At 57.5% G+C, this 18,739-nt stretch carries 19 protein-coding genes; 4 read left to right on the top strand and 15 right to left on the bottom strand.

Translation table 11 applies throughout. From position 1 onward, the window contains the following. The first annotated feature begins 1 nt into the window (after window position 1). The 3 genes from BLM14_RS11575 (at window position 2) to pssA (ending at window position 3,600) form a co-directional block, all read left to right on the top strand. Entirely contained in the window at window positions 2-1,888 is a 1,887-nt protein-coding gene (locus tag BLM14_RS11575; RefSeq protein WP_099999497.1) for an ABCB family ABC transporter ATP-binding protein/permease, read from the top strand. Between the two features lie 157 nt (window positions 1,889-2,045). Further along, window positions 2,046-2,744 (top strand): phosphatidylserine decarboxylase, encoded by a 699-nt coding sequence (locus tag BLM14_RS11570; protein ID WP_099999496.1) that lies wholly within the window; start codon window positions 2,046-2,048, stop codon window positions 2,742-2,744. Window positions 2,745-2,754: 10 nt separating this feature from the next. Beyond that, window positions 2,755-3,600 carry a CDP-diacylglycerol--serine O-phosphatidyltransferase gene (gene pssA, locus BLM14_RS11565; RefSeq protein ID WP_418314179.1) on the top strand — a complete coding sequence of 282 codons (846 nt, stop codon included), beginning with the start codon at window positions 2,755-2,757 and terminating at the stop codon, window positions 3,598-3,600. A 17-nt stretch (window positions 3,601-3,617) separates the two neighbouring features. On the opposite strand, the gene BLM14_RS11560 is transcribed toward pssA, so the two are convergent. Both BLM14_RS11560 and BLM14_RS11555 read right to left on the bottom strand, forming a co-directional pair. Then, a complete protein-coding gene (locus BLM14_RS11560) occupies window positions 3,618-4,610 on the bottom strand; it encodes an alpha/beta hydrolase family protein (protein WP_099999495.1) in 993 nt (330 codons plus the stop codon). Between the two features lie 49 nt (window positions 4,611-4,659). Beyond that, entirely contained in the window at window positions 4,660-5,370 is a 711-nt protein-coding gene (locus BLM14_RS11555) for a hypothetical protein (protein WP_099999494.1), read from the bottom strand. A gap of 147 nt (window positions 5,371-5,517) precedes the next feature. Here BLM14_RS11555 and BLM14_RS11550 point away from each other — a divergent pair, with 147 nt between their 5' ends. Continuing rightward, on the top strand, window positions 5,518-6,621 hold the full coding sequence (locus BLM14_RS11550) for a helix-turn-helix domain-containing protein (RefSeq protein WP_099999493.1): 1,104 nt from the start codon (window positions 5,518-5,520) through the stop codon (window positions 6,619-6,621). A 25-nt stretch (window positions 6,622-6,646) separates the two neighbouring features. Here the strand turns inward: BLM14_RS11550 and BLM14_RS11545 are convergent, their stop codons facing one another. The 13 genes from BLM14_RS11545 to BLM14_RS11485 all read right to left on the bottom strand — a co-directional run bounded on the left by BLM14_RS11545 (window position 6,647) and on the right by BLM14_RS11485 (window position 18,599). Then, window positions 6,647-7,399 carry an SDR family NAD(P)-dependent oxidoreductase gene (locus tag BLM14_RS11545; protein WP_099999492.1) on the bottom strand — a complete coding sequence of 251 codons (753 nt, stop codon included), beginning with the start codon at window positions 7,397-7,399 and terminating at the stop codon, window positions 6,647-6,649. Window positions 7,400-7,411: 12 nt separating this feature from the next. After that, a complete protein-coding gene (gene purF / locus BLM14_RS11540) occupies window positions 7,412-8,872 on the bottom strand; it encodes an amidophosphoribosyltransferase (RefSeq protein WP_204252020.1) in 1,461 nt (486 codons plus the stop codon). A 118-nt stretch (window positions 8,873-8,990) separates the two neighbouring features. After that, a complete protein-coding gene (locus BLM14_RS11535; RefSeq protein ID WP_099999490.1) occupies window positions 8,991-9,590 on the bottom strand; it encodes a CvpA family protein in 600 nt (199 codons plus the stop codon). Between the two features lie 40 nt (window positions 9,591-9,630). After that, window positions 9,631-11,031 (bottom strand): DNA repair protein RadA, encoded by a 1,401-nt coding sequence (gene radA, locus BLM14_RS11530; RefSeq protein ID WP_099999489.1) that lies wholly within the window; start codon window positions 11,029-11,031, stop codon window positions 9,631-9,633. Further along, on the bottom strand, window positions 11,031-12,200 hold the full coding sequence (gene alr, locus BLM14_RS11525) for an alanine racemase (protein WP_099999488.1): 1,170 nt from the start codon (window positions 12,198-12,200) through the stop codon (window positions 11,031-11,033). The genes radA and alr overlap by 1 nt, the downstream gene beginning before the upstream one ends. Before the next feature lie 4 nt (window positions 12,201-12,204). After that, window positions 12,205-13,698, bottom strand: a complete 1,494-nt coding sequence (locus tag BLM14_RS11520; protein WP_099999487.1) for a replicative DNA helicase — start codon at window positions 13,696-13,698, stop codon at window positions 12,205-12,207. 310 nt (window positions 13,699-14,008) lie between these two features. Further along, a complete protein-coding gene (locus BLM14_RS11515) occupies window positions 14,009-15,289 on the bottom strand; it encodes an SAM-dependent methyltransferase (protein ID WP_099999486.1) in 1,281 nt (426 codons plus the stop codon). Between the two features lie 191 nt (window positions 15,290-15,480). Beyond that, a complete protein-coding gene (rplI, locus tag BLM14_RS11510) occupies window positions 15,481-16,050 on the bottom strand; it encodes a 50S ribosomal protein L9 (protein ID WP_099999485.1) in 570 nt (189 codons plus the stop codon). 27 nt (window positions 16,051-16,077) lie between these two features. Then, complete coding sequence (locus BLM14_RS11505) at window positions 16,078-17,049, bottom strand: DUF2232 domain-containing protein (protein ID WP_099999484.1); 972 nt, start codon at window positions 17,047-17,049, stop codon at window positions 16,078-16,080. Window positions 17,050-17,197: 148 nt separating this feature from the next. Beyond that, complete coding sequence (gene rpsR / locus BLM14_RS11500; RefSeq protein ID WP_027229803.1) at window positions 17,198-17,446, bottom strand: 30S ribosomal protein S18; 249 nt, start codon at window positions 17,444-17,446, stop codon at window positions 17,198-17,200. Continuing rightward, window positions 17,446-17,874, bottom strand: a complete 429-nt coding sequence (rpsF, locus tag BLM14_RS11495) for a 30S ribosomal protein S6 (protein WP_099999483.1) — start codon at window positions 17,872-17,874, stop codon at window positions 17,446-17,448. The genes rpsR and rpsF overlap by 1 nt, the downstream gene beginning before the upstream one ends. A 265-nt stretch (window positions 17,875-18,139) precedes the next feature. Then, window positions 18,140-18,361, bottom strand: a complete 222-nt coding sequence (locus tag BLM14_RS11490) for a type II toxin-antitoxin system HicB family antitoxin (protein ID WP_237143336.1) — start codon at window positions 18,359-18,361, stop codon at window positions 18,140-18,142. After that, window positions 18,348-18,599: a hypothetical protein gene (locus BLM14_RS11485; RefSeq protein ID WP_099999481.1), complete on the bottom strand. Its 252-nt coding sequence runs from the start codon at window positions 18,597-18,599 to the stop codon at window positions 18,348-18,350. Before BLM14_RS11485 ends, BLM14_RS11490 begins: the two co-directional genes overlap by 14 nt. Between the last annotated feature and the right edge of the window lie 140 nt (window positions 18,600-18,739).

Raw genomic sequence — 18,739 nt, 5'->3', positions numbered from 1 at the left:
AGTGGCCAATAAAACTGTCTCAGCCGAGTCTGGAAAAACGCTCCAGACAATTCGCAATCTCTGGCCCTATATGTGGCCAACGGAACGTCCCGACCTGCGGATGCGCGTTGTCTGGGCAACCGTCTTCCTGATCGTCTCTAAAGTCGTCCTGATCCTCGTTCCGTATTTCTTCAAATGGGCAACGGACGCGCTGAATGGAAAATTCGAGGGCTCGGAACTCGTGCCCGTTCTGCTGATCGGGCCGCTGATGCTGGTGGCTGCCTATAATCTGGCTCGTGTCGTCCAGGCGGGACTTAACCAGCTTCGCGATGCGCTTTTTGCCAGCGTCGGCCAATACGCCGTGCGAAAACTCGCCTACAGAACTTTCGTGCATATGCACGATCTGTCGCTGCGCTTCCATGTGGAGCGGCGTACCGGCGGGCTCTCCCGTATCATTGAGCGCGGCACGAAGGGCATTGAAACGATTGTCCGGTTTACCATCCTGAACACGGCGCCGACGATCATCGAGTTCCTGATGACCGCCGTCATTTTCGCCGTTACCTATGGCCTGTCCTATCTCGCCGTGGTGGTTGCGACAGTCTGGCTCTATACCTGGTTTACAGTTCGCGCCAGCGATTGGCGCATCAATATCCGCCGCGACATGAATGCCTCCGACACGGACGCCAATTCCAAGGCGATAGACTCGCTCCTGAACTTCGAGACCGTCAAATATTTTGGCAATGAGGCGATGGAAGCGAGCCGCTTCGATGCGGCGATGGCGCGTTATGAAGTTTCCGCAACACGCATCTGGACCTCGCTTGGCTGGCTCAACTTTGGTCAGGCAGTCATTTTTGGCGCCGGCATGGCCGTCATGATGATCATGTCGGGCAGGGAAGTCTTGGCCGGAACGCAGACCCTTGGCGACTTCGTCTTTATCAACGCCATGCTGATGCAACTGTCCATTCCGCTCAATTTCATTGGTTTCATTTACCGCGAAGTGCGCCAGGGCCTGACCGATATCGAGCAGATGTTCGACCTTCTCGACGTCCCGCAGGAAGTGATGGACAAACCGCATGCCAAGCCGCTCTCGATCGATCGCGGTTCTGTGCATTTCGACAATGTCGAGTTCGCCTATGATCCGAAGCGTCCGATCCTGAAGGGCGTCAGCTTCGATGTGCCTGCGGGCAAGACCGTTGCCATTGTCGGGCCCTCCGGTGCGGGGAAGTCCACCCTGTCGCGCCTGCTGTTCCGCTTCTATGACATCCAGAGCGGATCAATCAGCATCGATGGACAGGATATTCGCGATGTGACGCAAGAAAGCTTGCGGTCGGCCATCGGCATGGTGCCGCAGGATACAGTCCTGTTCAACGACACGATCGCCTATAATATCCGCTACGGCCGCATCAGCGCCACAGAAGCCGAAATGCGCAACGCTGCAGAATTGGCGCAGATTGGCCCGTTCATCGAAAGCCTGCCTGAGGGCTATAATGCGATGGTCGGCGAACGCGGCCTCAAATTGTCCGGTGGCGAGAAGCAACGTGTGGCGATTGCCAGAACCATTCTGAAAGCCCCGCCGATTCTGATCCTGGATGAGGCGACATCTGCGCTGGACAGCGCGACCGAGCATGAAATCCAGTCGGCGCTTGATGTTGTCAGCCGTAACCGCACGACGCTGGTTATCGCCCATCGCTTGTCCACAATCATTGGTGCCGACGAGATCATTGTCCTGAAGGACGGTGTGATTGCCGAGCGGGGCACGCATTTGATGCTTCTGACAAAGAACGGTCTTTACGCTTCCATGTGGAATCGCCAGCGCGAAGCAACCGAGGCCGAGGAGCGGCTGCGCAAGGTTCGGGAAGAGGACGATCTCGGCATCGTCCTGCGTGGCAAACCTGCACTGCCGGCATAAATCTAATTCATTATTGAAAGAAACTTGCTGACGATGCGGAGCCGTTCGGGTGAAGAGTTTGCTCAAGCTTCAAATCTCCGATAAGTAACGCGCGAATTCCATTGGAACGCTTGCCGTTTCATGGAACATGAGATGCTGGCCAATCAGGAACCCACGAATGAGCCTTGTCGATTCCATCCGCAACACCCTGGTGCCGATTCATCGGGAAGGTTATCCGTTCATCGCTGCCTTTGCCGGAGCCACCATCATCGTGGGTTATTTCTGGGAACCGCTGTTCTGGATCGGCCTTATCCTCACCGCCTGGTGCATCTATTTCTACCGTGATCCGCAACGCGTAACACCTATCGACGACAAGCTGGTCATCAGCCCGGCCGACGGCATTGTATCGGCAGTCGGCCCCGCTGTACCGCCGCGTGAGCTCGGGCTTGGCGACAAGGAAATGACCCGTATCTCGGTGTTCATGAATGTCTTCTCCTGCCACATCAATCGCGCGCCGGTGCGTGGCCGCATAACAACGATCGTGCACAAGCCAGGCAAGTTCCTGAATGCTGAGCTCGACAAGGCGAGTGCCGAAAACGAGCGTAACAGCCTCCTGATCGAAAGCCCGAACGGCGACGTTGCGGTGGTCCAGATCGCCGGCCTCGTTGCGCGCCGCATCGTTTGCTGGGCAGACGAGAACAATGCGATTTCGATTGGCGAGCGTTTTGGACTGATCCGTTTTGGCTCGCGCGTCGATGTCTACCTGCCGGAAGGTTTCACCCCGCGCGTTGCGATCGGCCAGATCGCTGTCGGCGGCGAATCCGTGATTGCGGAATTCGGCGGTGCAGCCAGCGCTCCGCTCGTCCGCATCAATTGAGGCATCCCGAATGAGCGAGCAAGAAGCCGATCCACTCTTTGATGAGAAACCGCAGGTACGGGGGCTGACAAGCTCTCGCATACCCATGCGCTATCTTGCTCCCAATGTGATTACCGTTCTGGCGATCTGCGCCGGGCTGACCGGTATCCGGCTCGCTTTCGAGAACCGCTTTGAGCTGGCCGTCTCCATGGTGCTGTTGGCGGCGTTTCTCGATGGTATCGACGGTCGTATCGCTCGCATGATGAAGGGATCGACCAAGTTCGGTGCCCAGATGGACTCGCTTGCGGACATCGTCAATTTCGGTGTTGCTCCCGCGCTCGTGCTCTATGCCTATATGCTCGATCAGGCGCGCTCCTTCGGCTGGATCGCCGCGCTGCTGTATTGCATCGCCTGCTGCCTGCGTCTCGCACGCTTCAACGTCATGCTGGATGTGGTGGACAAGCCGTTGTGGCAGAACAATTTCTTCACCGGCGTTCCGGCTCCCGCAGGGGCCATGCTGGTCATGCTGCCGGTCTATCTCGGCTTTCTCGGTCTTGCTCCGACAAGGACGCTGGCTTTTGCCGCCGCCGCCTATACGGTTGGCGTGGCTATCCTGATGATCAGCCGTCTGCCGGTTTACAGCGGCAAGGCTGCGGGCACCAAGCTGCGTTCCGACTGGGTCATGCCGACCTTCCTGTTCATCGTCGTCTATGTAGCGTTCCTGATGAGCTATACGTGGCAGACGCTGACGCTCACGACCATCGCCTTCTTCACCACACTGCCCTTCAGCGCAAGGGCATGGAAGCGCTTCGAGGCGGCGGATGCAAGCGCTGCTCTCGCCAGCGCCGAAAAGGATGGTTCCGAAGCCGTCTCGTGAGCCCGGAACCGATCCATTCACTGGTTAGCTTCGACCAGATGTTTGCGGAAGAAGGTCAGGATATCTGCATTGAACTGTTTGTGAAAAGCGGCCCGGTCAAAGCCCGTTTTATCAGTACAGAGTTCAGGTTCATCCTCGGCGGTACGTTTTGCAAATTCCAGGGTGCACGGGGGAAGGAAATCGAAATGGCCGGAATTGGGGACAACCCGAAAATCCGCCTTAACGGGAAGGTTTTGTACAATCATTGCTGCATCTTCGGGCGATACGCCGTCGCCGCCGCGCTCCGATGCCCAATACTGCACCGGCACTGATACATTGCTCAATCCTTCGCGGGTGAAAAGCGGCCCGCCGGGTGAGTCAGCAATGACAGCGGCCTTGATTCTTGCATCGTGAGACATGGGAGCGATTGGACCGGACCGGATCTGTTCGCAAAAACGGTTTCCGGGATAAACAGGGCAATTGTCGAGTAGAAAATTCCAATCGGGATCAGCGCCAATCAATCCAAGCCCAGTGAAAGCGCCTCTGGAGAAACCGATAAAACCAAGGTGTGCTGCGTCAATTCTTGCTCGGTCCGGCCAATTATAGAACATGAAATCAATTAATCGGGATATATCCATCGGCCGCTGCACCATGGAGGCGATATCGCCGGGGTTTCTCACCTTGGATTGGCCACTGTCCAAAGGGTGATTGATGGCGGCAACGATGAAACCTTTATCAGCTAGCATTTCGGCAAGTGCATGGTAATTACCGAAGGTACCACCCGCACCATGCGAGATAACCACAAGCGGATGTTTGGTCCCGATTATCGGGCAGTCTCGTACGGCCATCATATCAAATGAGGCAATTTTTATTTCAATTGGTGTAGCGGCACATGGGTACCAGACAACGCCGTCGATTGCGGGTCCATGGCTGTCTTGGGGTACGTCGACAAGCTGTAGTCCAGCAGACCAAGAGGGCAGAATACTCAAGGTAAGAAACGCAAGAAGAGCGGAGAGTTTGAGTACTTTCATCGAAATAATTCCTTGTTTGGCATGGGGTGAGAAAAATAGATCGCGTGCCTTACCGGATCGTCGCGCGGACAAATTCGCTCTTGATGTCGATCGATGGCTTTGCGCCGGGCGTATTCGCGAGTTTGCTGTCGATGAAGGATGCCTTGGCGTTCACGGCATAGCTGATCACTGCATCCTTGCCGAAGCTGAGGGATGCATCGAGCGCATGCGAATTGAGCCGGATCGTCTCGTTGTTGTTCGTCCGCTCGAAGCGTATATCGGCTCTGACCGCATCGCCCATAACATCAAGGCTCGAGGCATATCCATCCAATGCAAAGTCCGCCGCATTGCCATCGATGCGGATGCCACGATAATCGCCGGAGAGGCGGGCATAGAGCGCGTGCTGCTCAATGCTGACATCGCTGTTCTTCGGCACGTTGGCGCGGATGCGCACCTCGCAATCGGAAAGGCTGAGCAGCGGTGCGTTGACGACATGGATGAGCAGAACCTGATCCTTCACCACCATTGTCGAGGCCGTTTCGCACGCGTTGGAGAACCAGCTCGAAGTCCAGTTTGAAAACCAGCCGGATCGAATGCTGGTCATGGCCACTGACCAGGGCAGGGTGTCTGTGGTGGTGAATTCGACACTGCTCGCTTCGCCGGTGATGCTGACCTTTTTGACCTGCGCGATATCGAGCGGGGCTTTGAATGCTTCAGCGCTTGCCGCGGTCGGCGTCAGGGTTTGGAAAAGCAGTAATATTGAAACGTACAGGTTGAGCATGATGTATTCCCATGGCTTGCCGCCTTGATTGGCGCTGGAACCACGGGGCTCGTTTTCTTCGGCAATTTCGACCTCGATCGCATTTCAGGTCGTCCGCGAACGCGATTCAGGACATAGTGGCGTCCATAGTTTCAATGGTTGTTGCCCATGCTCTTTGTCCCATTGCCCTTTGTCGTTGCTTTCCTGCTCCTCATCCTGCTGGTCCAGATGATCAGGCGGAATGACGGCAATGCGCCAAATCCGTTCTTTACGGCCCTGATCGCAGTCTATGTGCTGCAATCTGTGGTGATCGGCGTGCGATGGGGCTATGGCGTCCTACAGATACTGCCGATTCAGGCGGTTCTTGCCGCAATCATTCCCTCGCTCGCCTGGTTGAGTTTCGAAGGACTGAGAGAGGGGCGGTCACCCCTGAAACGGCCGTTGCTGTTGTTGCACGCACTTCCGGCGCTGCTGATCGTGGGGTTCGTCGCTTTCTGGCCCGCACCGATTTCCCTTGCCCTCATTCTGATATTCCTCGGCTATGGTATCGCGCTCACATGGCTGGCATGGGCGGGACCGAATGCGCTCGGTTCATCGAGGCTTGATGGGGTCATCAGCACCTACCGGGCCTTGCAGGTCACGGCCTTCTCCATATTGGCTTCGGGCTTGATCGATATTGTCATCAGCCTCGATTTTGCCGAAACCGGCGGCGTCTATTCGGGGGGCATCGTGGCCTTTGGCAATGTTTTGGCCTTGTTCATCTTGGGAACTGCCGCGACGGTCGCGGGGACCAGCCAGCCACCATCAGAGGCAGCGGAAGAGGGTGCAGAGGCCACCTCGGTGATTGTTGCCAGCGAAGAGGACGCGCAAATTGCTGCCTCGCTCGATACATTGATGCAATCCCGCACGCTCTACCGCGATGCCGATCTCAACCTGAACCGGCTCGCCCGGAAAATGGGTCTGTCAATCCGGCAGGTCTCGACCGCTATCAATCGCGTCAAAGCGATGAGCGTCTCGCAGTATGTCAATGATTTCAGGGTGAGGGAGGCTTGCCGCCTTCTGGCCGACACGGACGAACCAATCACCCGGATCATGTTCGACGCGGGTTTTCAGACGAAATCCAACTTCAATCGCGAGTTCCTGCGCGTCACCGGCATGAGTCCGAAGGCATGGCGCAGCGCTAATCTCCCCCCTAGTGGGGGAGAAAGGATTTTCTTGGATTTAGCCCTTGCTAAATCCTTGGAAAATCCAAGAGAGGGGATTCTGCAATGAGTTTGACAATCCCCTCACGACGGTACTAGCTCGGGTCGTTATAGCTCAAAAATTTGCCGGCGCGCACATCGTAAAGCTTGCCGGTTGCGTCCAGCGCAGGATCGCACAGGAGAGCGATCTTGGCGGCAACCTCGGCCGGTGTTGGCAGCGTTTCTGGATCTTCGCCGGGCATGGCCTGCGCCCGCATGGCAGTGCGGGTGGCGCCGGGATTGACCGAGTTGACCCGCAGGTGGGTCTGACGCGATTCTTCGGCCCAAGTGCGGGCCATGACCTCGACCGCTGCCTTGGATGCCGCATAGGGGCCCCAGTAAGCGCGTGCCGTGTGTGCAACACTCGACGACAGCAGGATTGCACGACCGCTGTCAGAAAGCTTCAAAAGCGGGTCGGTGGTCCGGATCAGGCGCCAGACGCTGGAAACATTGATCGCCATCAGCTTGTCGAAGACCTTTGCCTCGACATGGCCAATCGGTGAAATGGTGCCGAGTACAGCGGCATTGGCAACCATGACGTCCAGCTTGCCCCAGCGTTCGTGGATCGAGCCGCCAAGCCGGTCGATGGCTGGCATATCGGTCAGATCGAGCGGGACCAGCGTGGCTGATCCGCCTGCCGCCGTGATTTCGTCGTCGAGTTCTTCAAGTCCGCCGACCGTGCGGGCAACGGCAATCACATGGGCACCACGGCCGGCGAGTTCTTTGGAAAGGGAATAGCCAATGCCACGGGATGCGCCGGTGACAAGCGCAAGCTTGCCGTCCAGCCGAAAACTGCCGTCAGAAATCATCGTGAAAAAAACTCAACCGTTGTTTGCGAGAAGCGAAAGCTTGTGGACGTTGCTGGGACCGTCTTTGTCGAGAAGCCGCGTCGGATAATCGCCAGTGAAATAGTGATCGGTGAACAATGGCGCGCGCGGATCGCGTGGGTTACCGCTGACAGCCTTGTACAACCCGTCGATCGACAGGAATGCCAGCGAATCCGCGCCGATATAATCGCACATCGCAGCAAGGCTCGCATATTGGTTGGCGAGCAGCTTGTCCGCATCCGGCGTATCGATGCCATAGAAGTCCGGATGGAAGATCATCGGGCTGGCGACGCGGATATGCACTTCGCGCGCACCGGCATCGCGGATCATCTGCACGATCTTGACGGAAGTCGTGCCGCGCACGATGGAGTCGTCCACCAGGACAACGCGCTTGCCTTCGATCACGGCGCGATTGGCCGAATGCTTCAGCTTCACGCCAAATGCTCTGATCGACTGGGTCGGCTCGATGAAGGTGCGTCCGACGTAATGGTTGCGGATGATACCGAGTTCAAAGGGGATGCCGCTTTGCTGGGCAAAACCGATGGCTGCAGGCGTGCCGCCGTCGGGTACCGGAACGACCACATCGGCCTCAAGCGGTGCTTCCTTGGCAAGATTGATGCCCATATTCTTGCGAGCGTTGTAAACGTTGCGGCCGCCGACGACCGAATCCGGACGCGCGAAATAGACGTATTCGAACAGGCAAAGGCGTTCCTGTTTCGGATGTTGCGGCTTGTAGGTTTCGATACTGATCGAGCCATCCGGCTGGATTTCGCAAACCACCACTTCGCCATTTTCAATGTCGCGGACAAATTTTGCGCCAATAATGTCGAGTGCACAGGTTTCTGAAGCAAAGATCGGCTTGCCATCGAGGTCACCCATGACCAGCGGGCGGATGCCGATCGGATCGCGCGCTGCAATCAGCTTGGTGCGGGTGAGGGCAAGCATCGCATAGCCGCCTTCCATCTGGCGGATCGCGTCGATGAAACGGTCGCTGGATGAAGCGCTGCGCGAGCGGGCGATGAGATGCAGCACAACTTCCGTATCGGAATTGGACTGGCAGATAGCGCCATCGGCAATGAGCTGGCGGCGCAGCGTCAGGCCGTTGGTGAAGTTGCCGTTATGGGCAATGGCGATTCCGCCAACTTCAAGCTCGGCCAATAGCGGCTGTACATTGCGCAGGATGGTATCGCCGGTGGTCGAATAGCGCACGTGGCCGATTGCCCGGTCGCCGGGCAACTGGGCGAGGGTGACCGGGTTGGTGTAGTGGTCACCGACCAGGCCCATTCGGCGTTCCGAACAGAACTGGCGGCCATCATAGGAGACGATACCTGCTGCTTCCTGTCCGCGGTGCTGCAGGGCATGCAGCCCGAGCGCAGTCAGGGTCGCGGCGTCGGGATGCCCCAAAATGCCAAACACACCGCATTCTTCATGCAGTGTGTCGTCATCCAGGGACATCAATTGATTATCGTCACGAGAAATGTCGGTCATTACCGCCAGCCTTTCGCCGCAGATTCAATTGTGCCTATGTTGCATTATGCCACACTATATGGGGCATTACCAAGCAAACGCCAAGTTACTGGTTTGTCGCACCTTCCGGTGGGATATCTTCCTTCGGTTCCGGTGCAGCCGTTCCATCGGGGGCAGCATCCGGAGCCGGAGTTGTGCCGGGTTTCAGCCGGTTGAGAATGGTCGATTCCGGATCTTCGGGCAATAGCCCGATCAATTTTGCCCCCAGCGAGTCGATCATCGGCTTGGACTTCGCCTGGGCGATCCATTCCGGCTGGCGGTCCGTGACCAGCCAATTGAAGAACAGCATGGCGACAACCACAAGCAGAACACCGCGTGCTGCACCAAAAAGGAAACCGAGTGTGCGATCCAGCGCACCGATACGGCTGTCGATGATGAAATCAGCAATCTTCATGGTGATGATGGACACAACAATCAGCGTAACGACGAAGACCAGACCCGCCGCGGCAATCTGCGCGATCGTGTCGTTGCTGATATACGGCGTGAGGAAGGGTACGACTGGTTTGTAGAAGAGGTAGGCAGCGGCTGCCGCAGCTGCCCAGGACACAACCGAAAGCACTTCACGGGAGAAGCCGCGTACCATGGCGAGGACCGCCGAAACGAGGGTGATGCCCAATAGAATTCCGTCAAGCAACGTAATCGGCATTTATTTTCATCCCCATATTCTGACCAACAGGCCAATCTGGTCAGTCTTCGCGTTGTCTCTTCCCGGGTCCTGACGCCGCGATCCGGGCCACTAGGTCCGGCAGCGAAGCCGTCTCGGTCAGACGAGCATTGCCGTTCTTTGCCACGTCGTTGCTTCCCTTGGGAAGAACAGCCTGCTTGAACCCAAGCTTATCTGCTTCCTTCAGTCTCTGCACCGCGTGCGCCACCGGGCGAACCGCGCCAGACAAACTGACTTCGCCGAAATAGACGCAATCTGCGGGAAGGGCAATACCGGCAATGGAGGAAACCAGTGCAGATGCAACCGCAAGGTCAGCGGCGGGCTCCGTTATGCGATATCCGCCCGCCACATTCAGGTAAACATCATGTTGACCAAAGCGCACGCCGCAATGCGCTTCGAGCACGGCGAGAATCATCGACAACCGGTTGCCGTCCCATCCTACAACGGCGCGGCGGGGTGTGCCGAGGGTCGATGGCGCGACCAGTGCCTGGATTTCGACGAGAATTGGTCGCGTCCCCTCCATACCGGCAAAAACCGCAGCTCCCGGCGACTTTTCATTGCGTTCGCCGAGAAAAAGCTCGGACGGATTGGCAACTTCGCGCAATCCCCGATCCGACATTTCGAACACGCCGATCTCGTCCGTTGGTCCGAAACGGTTTTTGACCGTGCGCAGAATGCGGTAATGGTGGCCGCCTTCGCCCTCGAAATACAAGACTGCATCGACCATGTGCTCGACGACGCGCGGGCCGGCGATCTGACCTTCCTTGGTCACATGGCCGACGAGAACGACAGCGGCGCCAGTCTGCTTGGCATAGCGGATCATCGCTTGCGCGCCGGCGCGCACCTGCGTCACCGTGCCGGGAGCCGAATCGGCCGCATCGGTCCACAGCGTCTGAATCGAATCGATGATGATCAAATCCGGCCGTTTCGAATCGGAGATTGTCGCCAGGATGTCTTCGACATTGGTTTCAGCCGCGAGCAGCACATCCGTATCCGCCGCATGCAGCCGCTGGGCCCGCAGCCTGATCTGCGCCACCGCCTCTTCGCCGGAAACATAGACAACACGGTGGCCCTGGCGCGCCAGCGCAGCCGCGGCCTGGGTAAGCAGCGTGGATTTGCCAATACCTGGGTCGCCACCGACAAGAATCGCCGAACCGCGAACGAACCCGCCGCCGGTAACGCGGTCGAGTTCGCCGATCCCCGATTTGATCCGCGGCGCATCCTCAATTTCACCGGAAAGCGAGGTGAGCGCGACTGCGCGGCCCTTGCGGCCCGACAATTTGCCCGGCCCGCTGCCGATACCTCCGGATGTGCCCTCCTCGACGAGTGTGTTCCACTCGCCGCATTCGTCGCACTTGCCCGCCCAGCGTGTGTGCACGGCGCCGCAATTCTGGCAGATGAATTGGATTCTCGGCTTGGCCATCAGTCAGCTGTTTTCGTATGGAGGTAGCGGCGGTGATACCGGTTTCCAAGGCTGGTGAGCAATTCGTAACCTATCGTCCCCGCGGAACGAGCAGCATCGTCAAGGGCGATGTTCGGACCGAAGAGCTCAATGTAATCCCCGGGCTTCACCGCACGTTCTGCAAGGTTGGTAATGTCGAACGAGGTGAGATCCATTGTGACCCGGCCGATGATCGGCACTTTCTTGCCTGCCACAAAGCCTTCGCCGCCGCCCGGAACCGCATTGCGCAGGGGAACTCCGCTGCCGGAGGACGAACGAAGATAGCCGTCCGCATAGCCGACCGAGCAGATCGCGATGCGCGTATCGCGTTTGAGCGTCGTTGTAGCACCATAGCCTACGGTTTCGCCCATCAATCCGGTGCGGATTTGAACGATGCGCGCTTCGAGCGTCACGACGGCGCGCATCGGATTGGCAGCGTCTGAGAGCGGCTCGCCGCCATACATGGCAACACCGGGACGGCTGAGATCAAATTCGCCCTTCTCCGTATGAAAAATGCCGGGCGAATTGGCGATGCTTGATTCAATTCCTGCAAAAGCGGTGCGAAGCTTTTGAAATGATTCAAATTGCTGTTGGTTCAGCGCATGAGCCGGATTATCGCCTGTCGCAAGATGCGTGATCAGAAGAACCGGCTTTTGGTTTCGCCCGTCGTCGGCAAAAGTCAGAGCTTCTTCGACGCTGAGGCCGAGACGGTTCATGCCAGTGTCGACATGCAGCACGTAAGGCAGTTTCTCCTTGCGGCTCTTATTCAGCTTCTTCCAGAGAGCGAGTTCATGCAACGAGCCCAGAACCGGGATCAGGTCGGACTCTTCGTAGATTGGAAATGCTTCGGCAAAGAAGCCATTGAGGACGAATACCCGGGCATCTGGCGCAACGGCCTTGACGCGCAGACCCTCCTCAGCCAGCGCGACAAAGAACGTGCGGCATCCTGCCTGCCACAACACCGGCACGACGTGCACGATGCCAAGCCCGTAGGCGTCGGCCTTGACCACGGCGGCTGTGTTCGATGGCTTGGATTTTTCCGCGAGGAAACGCCAGTTCGCGACGAGCGCGTCGAGATCGATCGTGAGCCGCCCGCCCGCAAGCCGGGGATCGGCGCCGGCAGTAGTGATGTGAGGTTTCCTGGCAGTCAAATGATCACTCAAACCGTTCTGGCAGATGCGAGTCTTCGGCCAGGTCGGTAAAGCGCGTATATTCCGCCTGGAACGCAAGCCTCACGGTGCCCGTCGGGCCGTGACGCTGCTTGGCAACGATGACCTCCGCCTTGCCCGTGGCTTCGTTGAGGTCGGCCTGCCATTTGAAATGCTCTTCCGTGCCGGCCTTCGGTTCCTTGTTCTTGATGTAATACTCATCGCGATAGACGAAAAGCACCACGTCGGCGTCCTGCTCGATCGAACCCGATTCACGCAAGTCGGACAGCTGCGGATGCTTGTCCTCGCGGCTTTCAACCTGACGGGAAAGCTGGGAAAGCGCGATAATCGGCGTGTTCAGTTCCTTGCCGAGCGCTTTCAGGCCAGTCGTGATTTCTGTGATTTCCTGCACGCGGTTTTCCGAGGCGCGCTTGGAGGACCCCTGCATCAGCTGGATATAGTCGATGACCAGGACATCGAGGCCGCGCTGGCGCTTCAGGCGGCGCGCACGCGCCGCAAGCTGGGCGATGGAGATACCACCGGTCTGGTCGATGTAGAGGGGCACTTTCTGCATGTGCTGCGAGCAGGCCACCAGCTTCTCGAAATCGGCTTCGCTGATCTCGCCGCGGCGGATTTTCGACGAACTGATTTCCGATTGCTCGGAAATGATACGCGTCGCCAGCTGTTCGGACGACATTTCGAGGGAGAAGAACCCGACAACGCCGCCATTCTTCGCCTTGAAAGTGCCATCCGCCAGCTGTTCGGGCTCGTAGGCTGCAGCGATGTTGAAGGCAATGTTCGTGGCAAGCGAGGTTTTGCCCATGCCGGGGCGCCCGGCCAGAACGATCAAATCCGATGGCTGCAGGCCGCCCATGCGCGCATCGAGCGCGCGTATGCCAGTCGAGATGCCGGACAAATGTCCGTCACGCATGAAGGCGGCATTGGCCATGTCCACGGCGGTCTTGACCGCGTCGGTAAAGCTCTGGAAGCCGCCATCGTAGCGGCCGGTCTCCGCGAGTTCGAACAGCCGCCGTTCTGCATCCTCGATCTGGCCCTGCGGCGCGACATCGACCGGCGCATCATAGGCGATGTTGACCATGTCCTCGCCGATGGTGATCAGCGCACGGCGCGTGGCGAGATCGTAAATTGCCCTGCCGTAATCTTCCGCATTGATGACCGTCACGGCTTCTGCAGCGAGGCGCGCAAGGTATTGCATGACCGTCATTTCGCCAATTTTTGCATCGGCGGGGAGGAAGGTCTTGAGCGTCACCGGATTCGCCATCTTGCCCATGCGAATCATGTCGGAAGCGACTTCGAAAATCTTGCGATGCAGCGGTTCGTTGAAATGGGTTGGCTTCAGGAAGTCGGAAACACGATAGAACGCGTCATTGTTGACGAGGATAGCACCCAGCAAGGCCTGCTCGGCCTCGATGTTGTTCGGGGCTTCCCGATAGAGGGTGTCTCGCGCCTCGTTGATCTTGCGTACCGTAGCTTCAGCCATTTCGCTTTTTCCTGTTCCCCTTCATTATGGCCCATCGCGGAAAATTATAGCGTGGCAGATTTGTCCTTATCACCGCAATTCACACAGATGCGGATAAGAAAACCTGTGGCTTGACTCTGATGGGTGACTATAGCGTGAGTCGTGCTGAAAAAGCGATGTTCTGAGCGGGCGGGTGCGCAGGATTATCCCACTCCTTCTCCGTCATCGTCGGGTCATCCTCGGGTTTAACCCGAGGACGAGGATCACGGAGAAGAGATGCTTAGCAGAACCCGGGGGCGGACGGCTCCACGCCCTGCGAACGACTGGAACGTTACCTCCCGGCGATCGATTCCTTTCGGTTGACCTGGCTGTTGGCCGAGCTGCGTTCGCATTCCAGCCGCTTCAGCCGCTTTTCTTCCTTTTCGATGTAATTGCGCGTCAACGGCACAGCCTCCTGGCGATGCGCCAGCTGGATCTGGAACACCACAAGATTCTGCCAGCGAAATGCGGCCTCGGAGGCTGCGAGATAGAATTCCCACATCCTGCAGAAGCGTTCATCGTAGATCGCCTTGGCCTTTTCGCGGTTGGCCATGAAGCGTTCCCGCCAGATCCGCAACGTATCGGCATAGTGCAGGCGCAGGATTTCGATATCCGTGATCACCAGACCGGCCTTTTCGATATGCGGAATGACCTCTGACAGTGCGGGAATATAGCCGCCCGGGAAGATGTACTTCTGGATAAAGGCATTGGTATAGGATGGGCCGTCCGAGCGGCCGATCGAATGCAGGAGGAAAACGCCATCCTTCTTGAGCAAGCGCGCTGTATGCTGGAAGTATTCCGGGAAATGACCGATACCGACATGTTCGAACATGCCGACGGACACGATGCGGTCAAAACTTTCTTCGAGCGTCCGGTAGTCACGCAAGTCAAACCGGGCCTGCGCCGTCAGGCCTTCCTCGAAGGCACGTTTGTTGGCGATGCCGTGTTGCTCTTGGGATAGCGTCACACCGGTAACATCGGCTTCAAGATGCTTGGCGAGATAAATTCCGAGCCCACCCCAGCCGCAGCCGATATCGAGGGTCTTGTGACCCTTTTCAACCAGCAGCTTGGCTGCGATATGGCGCTTTTTCGCCATCTGCGCCTCTTCCAGCGCTGCGTCCGGCCGCTCGAAATAGGCGCATGAATATTGCATGTCCGTATCGAGGAATAGACGGTAGAGGTCTTCAGACAGATCGTAGTGCCGCTGCACATTGCTGGAGGCACGCGTCAGGGTGTTCATCTGGTGCAGGCGTCGCGTGGCGCGGCGGATGCCTTCGATCGCCAGCATCCAGGGTTCCTTGGCGACGGTCGCACCGGTGTTTTCGAAGATGATTTTCAAGACATCATAGATGTCACCGTCGAGAACATCGATTTCACCGTTCATGTAGGCTTCGGCGAAATGCAGTGACGGATCGAAAGCGATTTTTCGCTCCGCTGCAGCGCTATTGATACGGAAATGTATGGGCTCGCCGGTTCCGTCGCCAAAGGTTCGGGGTTTGCCGGATGAGTCGGTTATAATCAAAGTGCCAGTATGAACCATCCGCGAGAGTGCGGCCTTTAGAATGGCATTCATGAACAATCTCCATCATTGACGACAGAGCTCGGCCATTGAGAGACTCAGGAACGAGTCTACGGTCGGGCATGGGAAGAACAAATAAATCTAATCGTTTTTTTGTTCCTGAAAAGAAAAAAACACCCGGCAGCGATGCCGGGTGTTTCAAAATATTGATGGGATCATTCTTTCGAATGATCTACTGAGTAAAATCAGGCGTTTTCTTCGCCTTCTTCGTCTTCATCGAAGAATTCGTCAGACAGCGGTGCGTCTTCAATGCCATAGATCGCCTCAGCGGAGGTGAGGTCTTCACCCTTTACCTGACGCTCGGCTTCATCGGCCGTACGGGCAATATTGATAGTGACCGTTGCTTCTACTTCAGGATGAAGCGCCAGAACGATGCTGTGCAGGCCGATCGTCTTGATTGGCGTGTTCAGTTCAACCTGGTTGCGATTGATCGAGAAACCTTCAGCCGTGATCAGGTCGGCAATATCGCGCGTCGAAACTGAACCATACAGCTGGCCGGTTTCGCCAGCCGAGCGAACGGCGACGAATGACTTGCCGTCGAGCTTCTCGGCAACCGACTGGGCTTCAGTCTTGCGCTCGAGGTTACGGGCTTCGAGCTGTGCGCGCTGGCCTTCGAACTTCTTCTTGTTGGCTTCGTTGGCACGAAGAGCCTTGCCCTGCGGCAGGAGGAAGTTCCGGGCAAAGCCGTCCTTTACCTTGACGGTTTCGCCCATCTGGCCGAGGCGGCTGATACGTTCGAGAAGAATGACTTCCATTTGAGTTTTCCTTTTAAGTTCTGATGTTCAATTGTCGTTATTGGGTGGTGTTGTATGCGCAGCCTTCGAAACCGGTGCGTTGCGCGACGTGTCGAACAAACCGGCCAGAAGGAAGAGGAAGAGCACGAAGGCAAAGAGCAGAACGGCGAGATATGCAAACCATAGCGCGACCGGGCGCCATGGTGCACCGCGTGTCCTTGCATGCAGCATGGCGAAGCCCGCCATCATGAAGCCGGCGCCAAGCGCACCGGCAATCGCAGTTGCCGCATAGCCGATCCCGCCGGGCAGAAAACAGGCAGCGCAGGCGACGGCAAAGATGATGAGTGCAGGACGCGGCATGCGCAGCGCGCGCGGCCAGTCGTCCTTCGGGCGGCGCAGTTTGCCCGACGCAGCCGTGAGCCGCAGTGCCAGATAGAGATTGGCGACGATGATCATCACCCACACCGCAGGCTGCAGCGCAGGCAGGATCCGTACGACGAAGAGCGCCATGTTCTGTGCGACGTCGGCGTTCCCGGCAAGCTCCGGGTTGCTGGCGGCAAGTTGCTGGCCCAGCGATTTCGCAAGTTCACCGGCAAGGTCGTCGCTGAATCCGATCATGACACCGATGACGATGAAGCTGGCGCCGACGATCAGGGCGAGTCGCAGCAGCGTATCGGCAAGCGGATACCAAACGGTAACGTCCTTTGGACCGCCGATTTCTTCCGCGGGACGCGCCAGGCCGGTGAAATAAGCGGCTGCGGCTGCGGGGAGGGCGGTGATCAGAACGACGATAAGGGCAGCTGTCGGTGCGGCTAGGACGGAAACGGCGACTGCCATCGACAGGGCTGCGATGAAGCCTGCGGCAGTACCCCAACCGAGTGCCGCCACAAAGATCGGCAGCGGAGAAAACAGGAGCAGCGCCATGGCGAGGGTCGACTGCGTGATAACGCCAATCGAGAGCAGCGCGGCCGCGAGGCCCGCCAATACTCCAACGCCAATATCTTTTGCAGTCGGTTTCATTTCGCTCGCTGTCCTGCTTACCGAAGCAGTTAGAGGCGGTTTTTCAACCAGTTCCTCAACTCGGGTTTTCTAGTTCACCAGACCCGCGCCCATCGCGGATGGAGAAAACGAAGGCGGCGGAACGTATTCCGCCGCCTTCGATAGTGTCTTACTTCACAACGTAAGGCAGCAGGCCGAGGAAACGGGCGCGCTTGATCGCCTGGGCGAGTTCGCGCTGCTTCTTCTGGCTGACAGCCGTAATACGGGAAGGAACGATCTTGCCACGCTCGGAAATGTAGCGCGACAGGAGCTTGATGTCCTTGTAGTCGATCTTCGGCGCATTCGCACCCGAGAACGGGCAGGTCTTGCGACGGCGATGGAACGGACGGCGGGTCGGGATCTGATTGATATCAACCATTATTCTGCTCCTTCACCGGCTTCGTTGTCACGCGGGCGGCGCGGACGGCGCGGACGGTCGTCATCGCGGCCACCGAACTTGTTGTCGTCGCGGTCGCGGCGATCGTCGCGGCGTGCGAGCATGGCCGACTGGCCTTCCTCGTGCTCTTCAACGCGGATCGTCATGAAACGCAGGACGTCTTCGTTGATGCGCTGCTGGCGCTCAAGCTCGGCAACAGCTGCTGCAGGAGCATTGATGTTGAGCAGGGAGTAATACGCCTTGCGGTTCTTGTTGATACGATAGGTGAGGGCACGGAGTCCCCAGCTTTCAATACGCCCGACTGAGCCGCCATTGGTCTCGATGATACCCTTGTACTGTTCTACAAGCGCATCGACCTGCTGCTGCGAAATGTCCTGTCGAGCAAGGAACACATGTTCATAAAGAGCCATTGTCTTTGCCTTTCTTCGTTAATATTGCCCGGTATCAACGGTAAACCTCTGCGAATCTCTCTGCCGGGTGACCGGGGAAGAAAGGACGCTGATGGAGACGATCGAGAGCGGAGACACGGGAGGCTGAAGCTTTACGCTTCGACGGATTGTAATCCGGCCCTCCGTTCAGCCCCCAGCTGACGCCGAGCAATGAACGGGCGGCTTATACGGGCAAATGTTCCAAGAAGCAACCCGGCCGAGGGATTTTCTCAGGATGCCGCTTTTATCAGGCAAATGTCAGCTTGTGCGATGGCGCCGGGATTTCCCGCCCTAGTTCACTGGCAGCCTCAATCCAAGCTTCGATGGCGTCATATGCATTATGCACGGCTTCTTCAGGCGTATCGCCATCGCTCATGCAGCCAGGAAGATCAGGTACATAGGCGCCGAAGCCGCCGCCATCTTCATCAGCGAGGGGAGAAACAACGACCGGATATTTATGATAGGTCACGCGCATTCCTCACAGCTTCGACAAACTCTAAAAGTTTTCTGATATATACAGGCTTGATAGGTCTTTTAAAAGGGATGGTGAGAATCTCAATTTGTGGAGCGTGCGTGATCTTATAGTGCGAGCTACCGGCGCGAGACCTCTCGCAAGAAATATCAAACTCTTTACAAACCGCCTGTACATCTTCAATGCGCCAGTCTGCCTTCGGATTCCAGCGCATCTGTTCAAGGCGTTTGCTCATCGAATACCGCAACAAATAGATTTGGACAACTAAGAGAAGGGTATTCGACCACAGTCAATCTATCACTTAGGCCAACGCTGGGTAGTCTGGTGTCGGGCCATCCTAGCATGAAAGCTTGACTTCGCGCTTGCTGATAGGCA

This window comes from Phyllobacterium zundukense, from assembly GCF_002764115.1.
Classification (GTDB): domain Bacteria; phylum Pseudomonadota; class Alphaproteobacteria; order Rhizobiales; family Rhizobiaceae; genus Phyllobacterium; species Phyllobacterium zundukense.
Note: the sequence above shows the minus strand (reverse complement) of the source record. Positions and strands in the feature narration are given on the sequence as shown.

Coding starts and splice junctions, on each gene's coding strand:
- BLM14_RS11570 (WP_099999496.1), top strand. CDS start 2,046: ATGAGCCTTGTCGATTCCATCCGCAACACCCTGGTGCCGATTCATCGG.
- pssA (WP_418314179.1), top strand. CDS start 2,755: ATGAGCGAGCAAGAAGCCGATCCACTCTTTGATGAGAAACCGCAGGTA.
- BLM14_RS11560 (WP_099999495.1), bottom strand. CDS start 4,610: ATGAAAGTACTCAAACTCTCCGCTCTTCTTGCGTTTCTTACCTTGAGT.
- BLM14_RS11555 (WP_099999494.1), bottom strand. CDS start 5,370: ATGCTCAACCTGTACGTTTCAATATTACTGCTTTTCCAAACCCTGACG.
- BLM14_RS11550 (WP_099999493.1), top strand. CDS start 5,518: ATGCTCTTTGTCCCATTGCCCTTTGTCGTTGCTTTCCTGCTCCTCATC.
- BLM14_RS11545 (WP_099999492.1), bottom strand. CDS start 7,399: ATGATTTCTGACGGCAGTTTTCGGCTGGACGGCAAGCTTGCGCTTGTC.
- purF (WP_204252020.1), bottom strand. CDS start 8,872: ATGTCCCTGGATGACGACACACTGCATGAAGAATGCGGTGTGTTTGGC.
- BLM14_RS11535 (WP_099999490.1), bottom strand. CDS start 9,590: ATGCCGATTACGTTGCTTGACGGAATTCTATTGGGCATCACCCTCGTT.
- radA (WP_099999489.1), bottom strand. CDS start 11,031: ATGGCCAAGCCGAGAATCCAATTCATCTGCCAGAATTGCGGCGCCGTG.
- BLM14_RS11520 (WP_099999487.1), bottom strand. CDS start 13,698: ATGGCTGAAGCTACGGTACGCAAGATCAACGAGGCGCGAGACACCCTC.
- BLM14_RS11515 (WP_099999486.1), bottom strand. CDS start 15,289: ATGAATGCCATTCTAAAGGCCGCACTCTCGCGGATGGTTCATACTGGC.
- rplI (WP_099999485.1), bottom strand. CDS start 16,050: ATGGAAGTCATTCTTCTCGAACGTATCAGCCGCCTCGGCCAGATGGGC.
- BLM14_RS11505 (WP_099999484.1), bottom strand. CDS start 17,049: ATGAAACCGACTGCAAAAGATATTGGCGTTGGAGTATTGGCGGGCCTC.
- rpsR (WP_027229803.1), bottom strand. CDS start 17,446: ATGGTTGATATCAATCAGATCCCGACCCGCCGTCCGTTCCATCGCCGT.
- rpsF (WP_099999483.1), bottom strand. CDS start 17,874: ATGGCTCTTTATGAACATGTGTTCCTTGCTCGACAGGACATTTCGCAG.
- BLM14_RS11485 (WP_099999481.1), bottom strand. CDS start 18,599: ATGAGCAAACGCCTTGAACAGATGCGCTGGAATCCGAAGGCAGACTGG.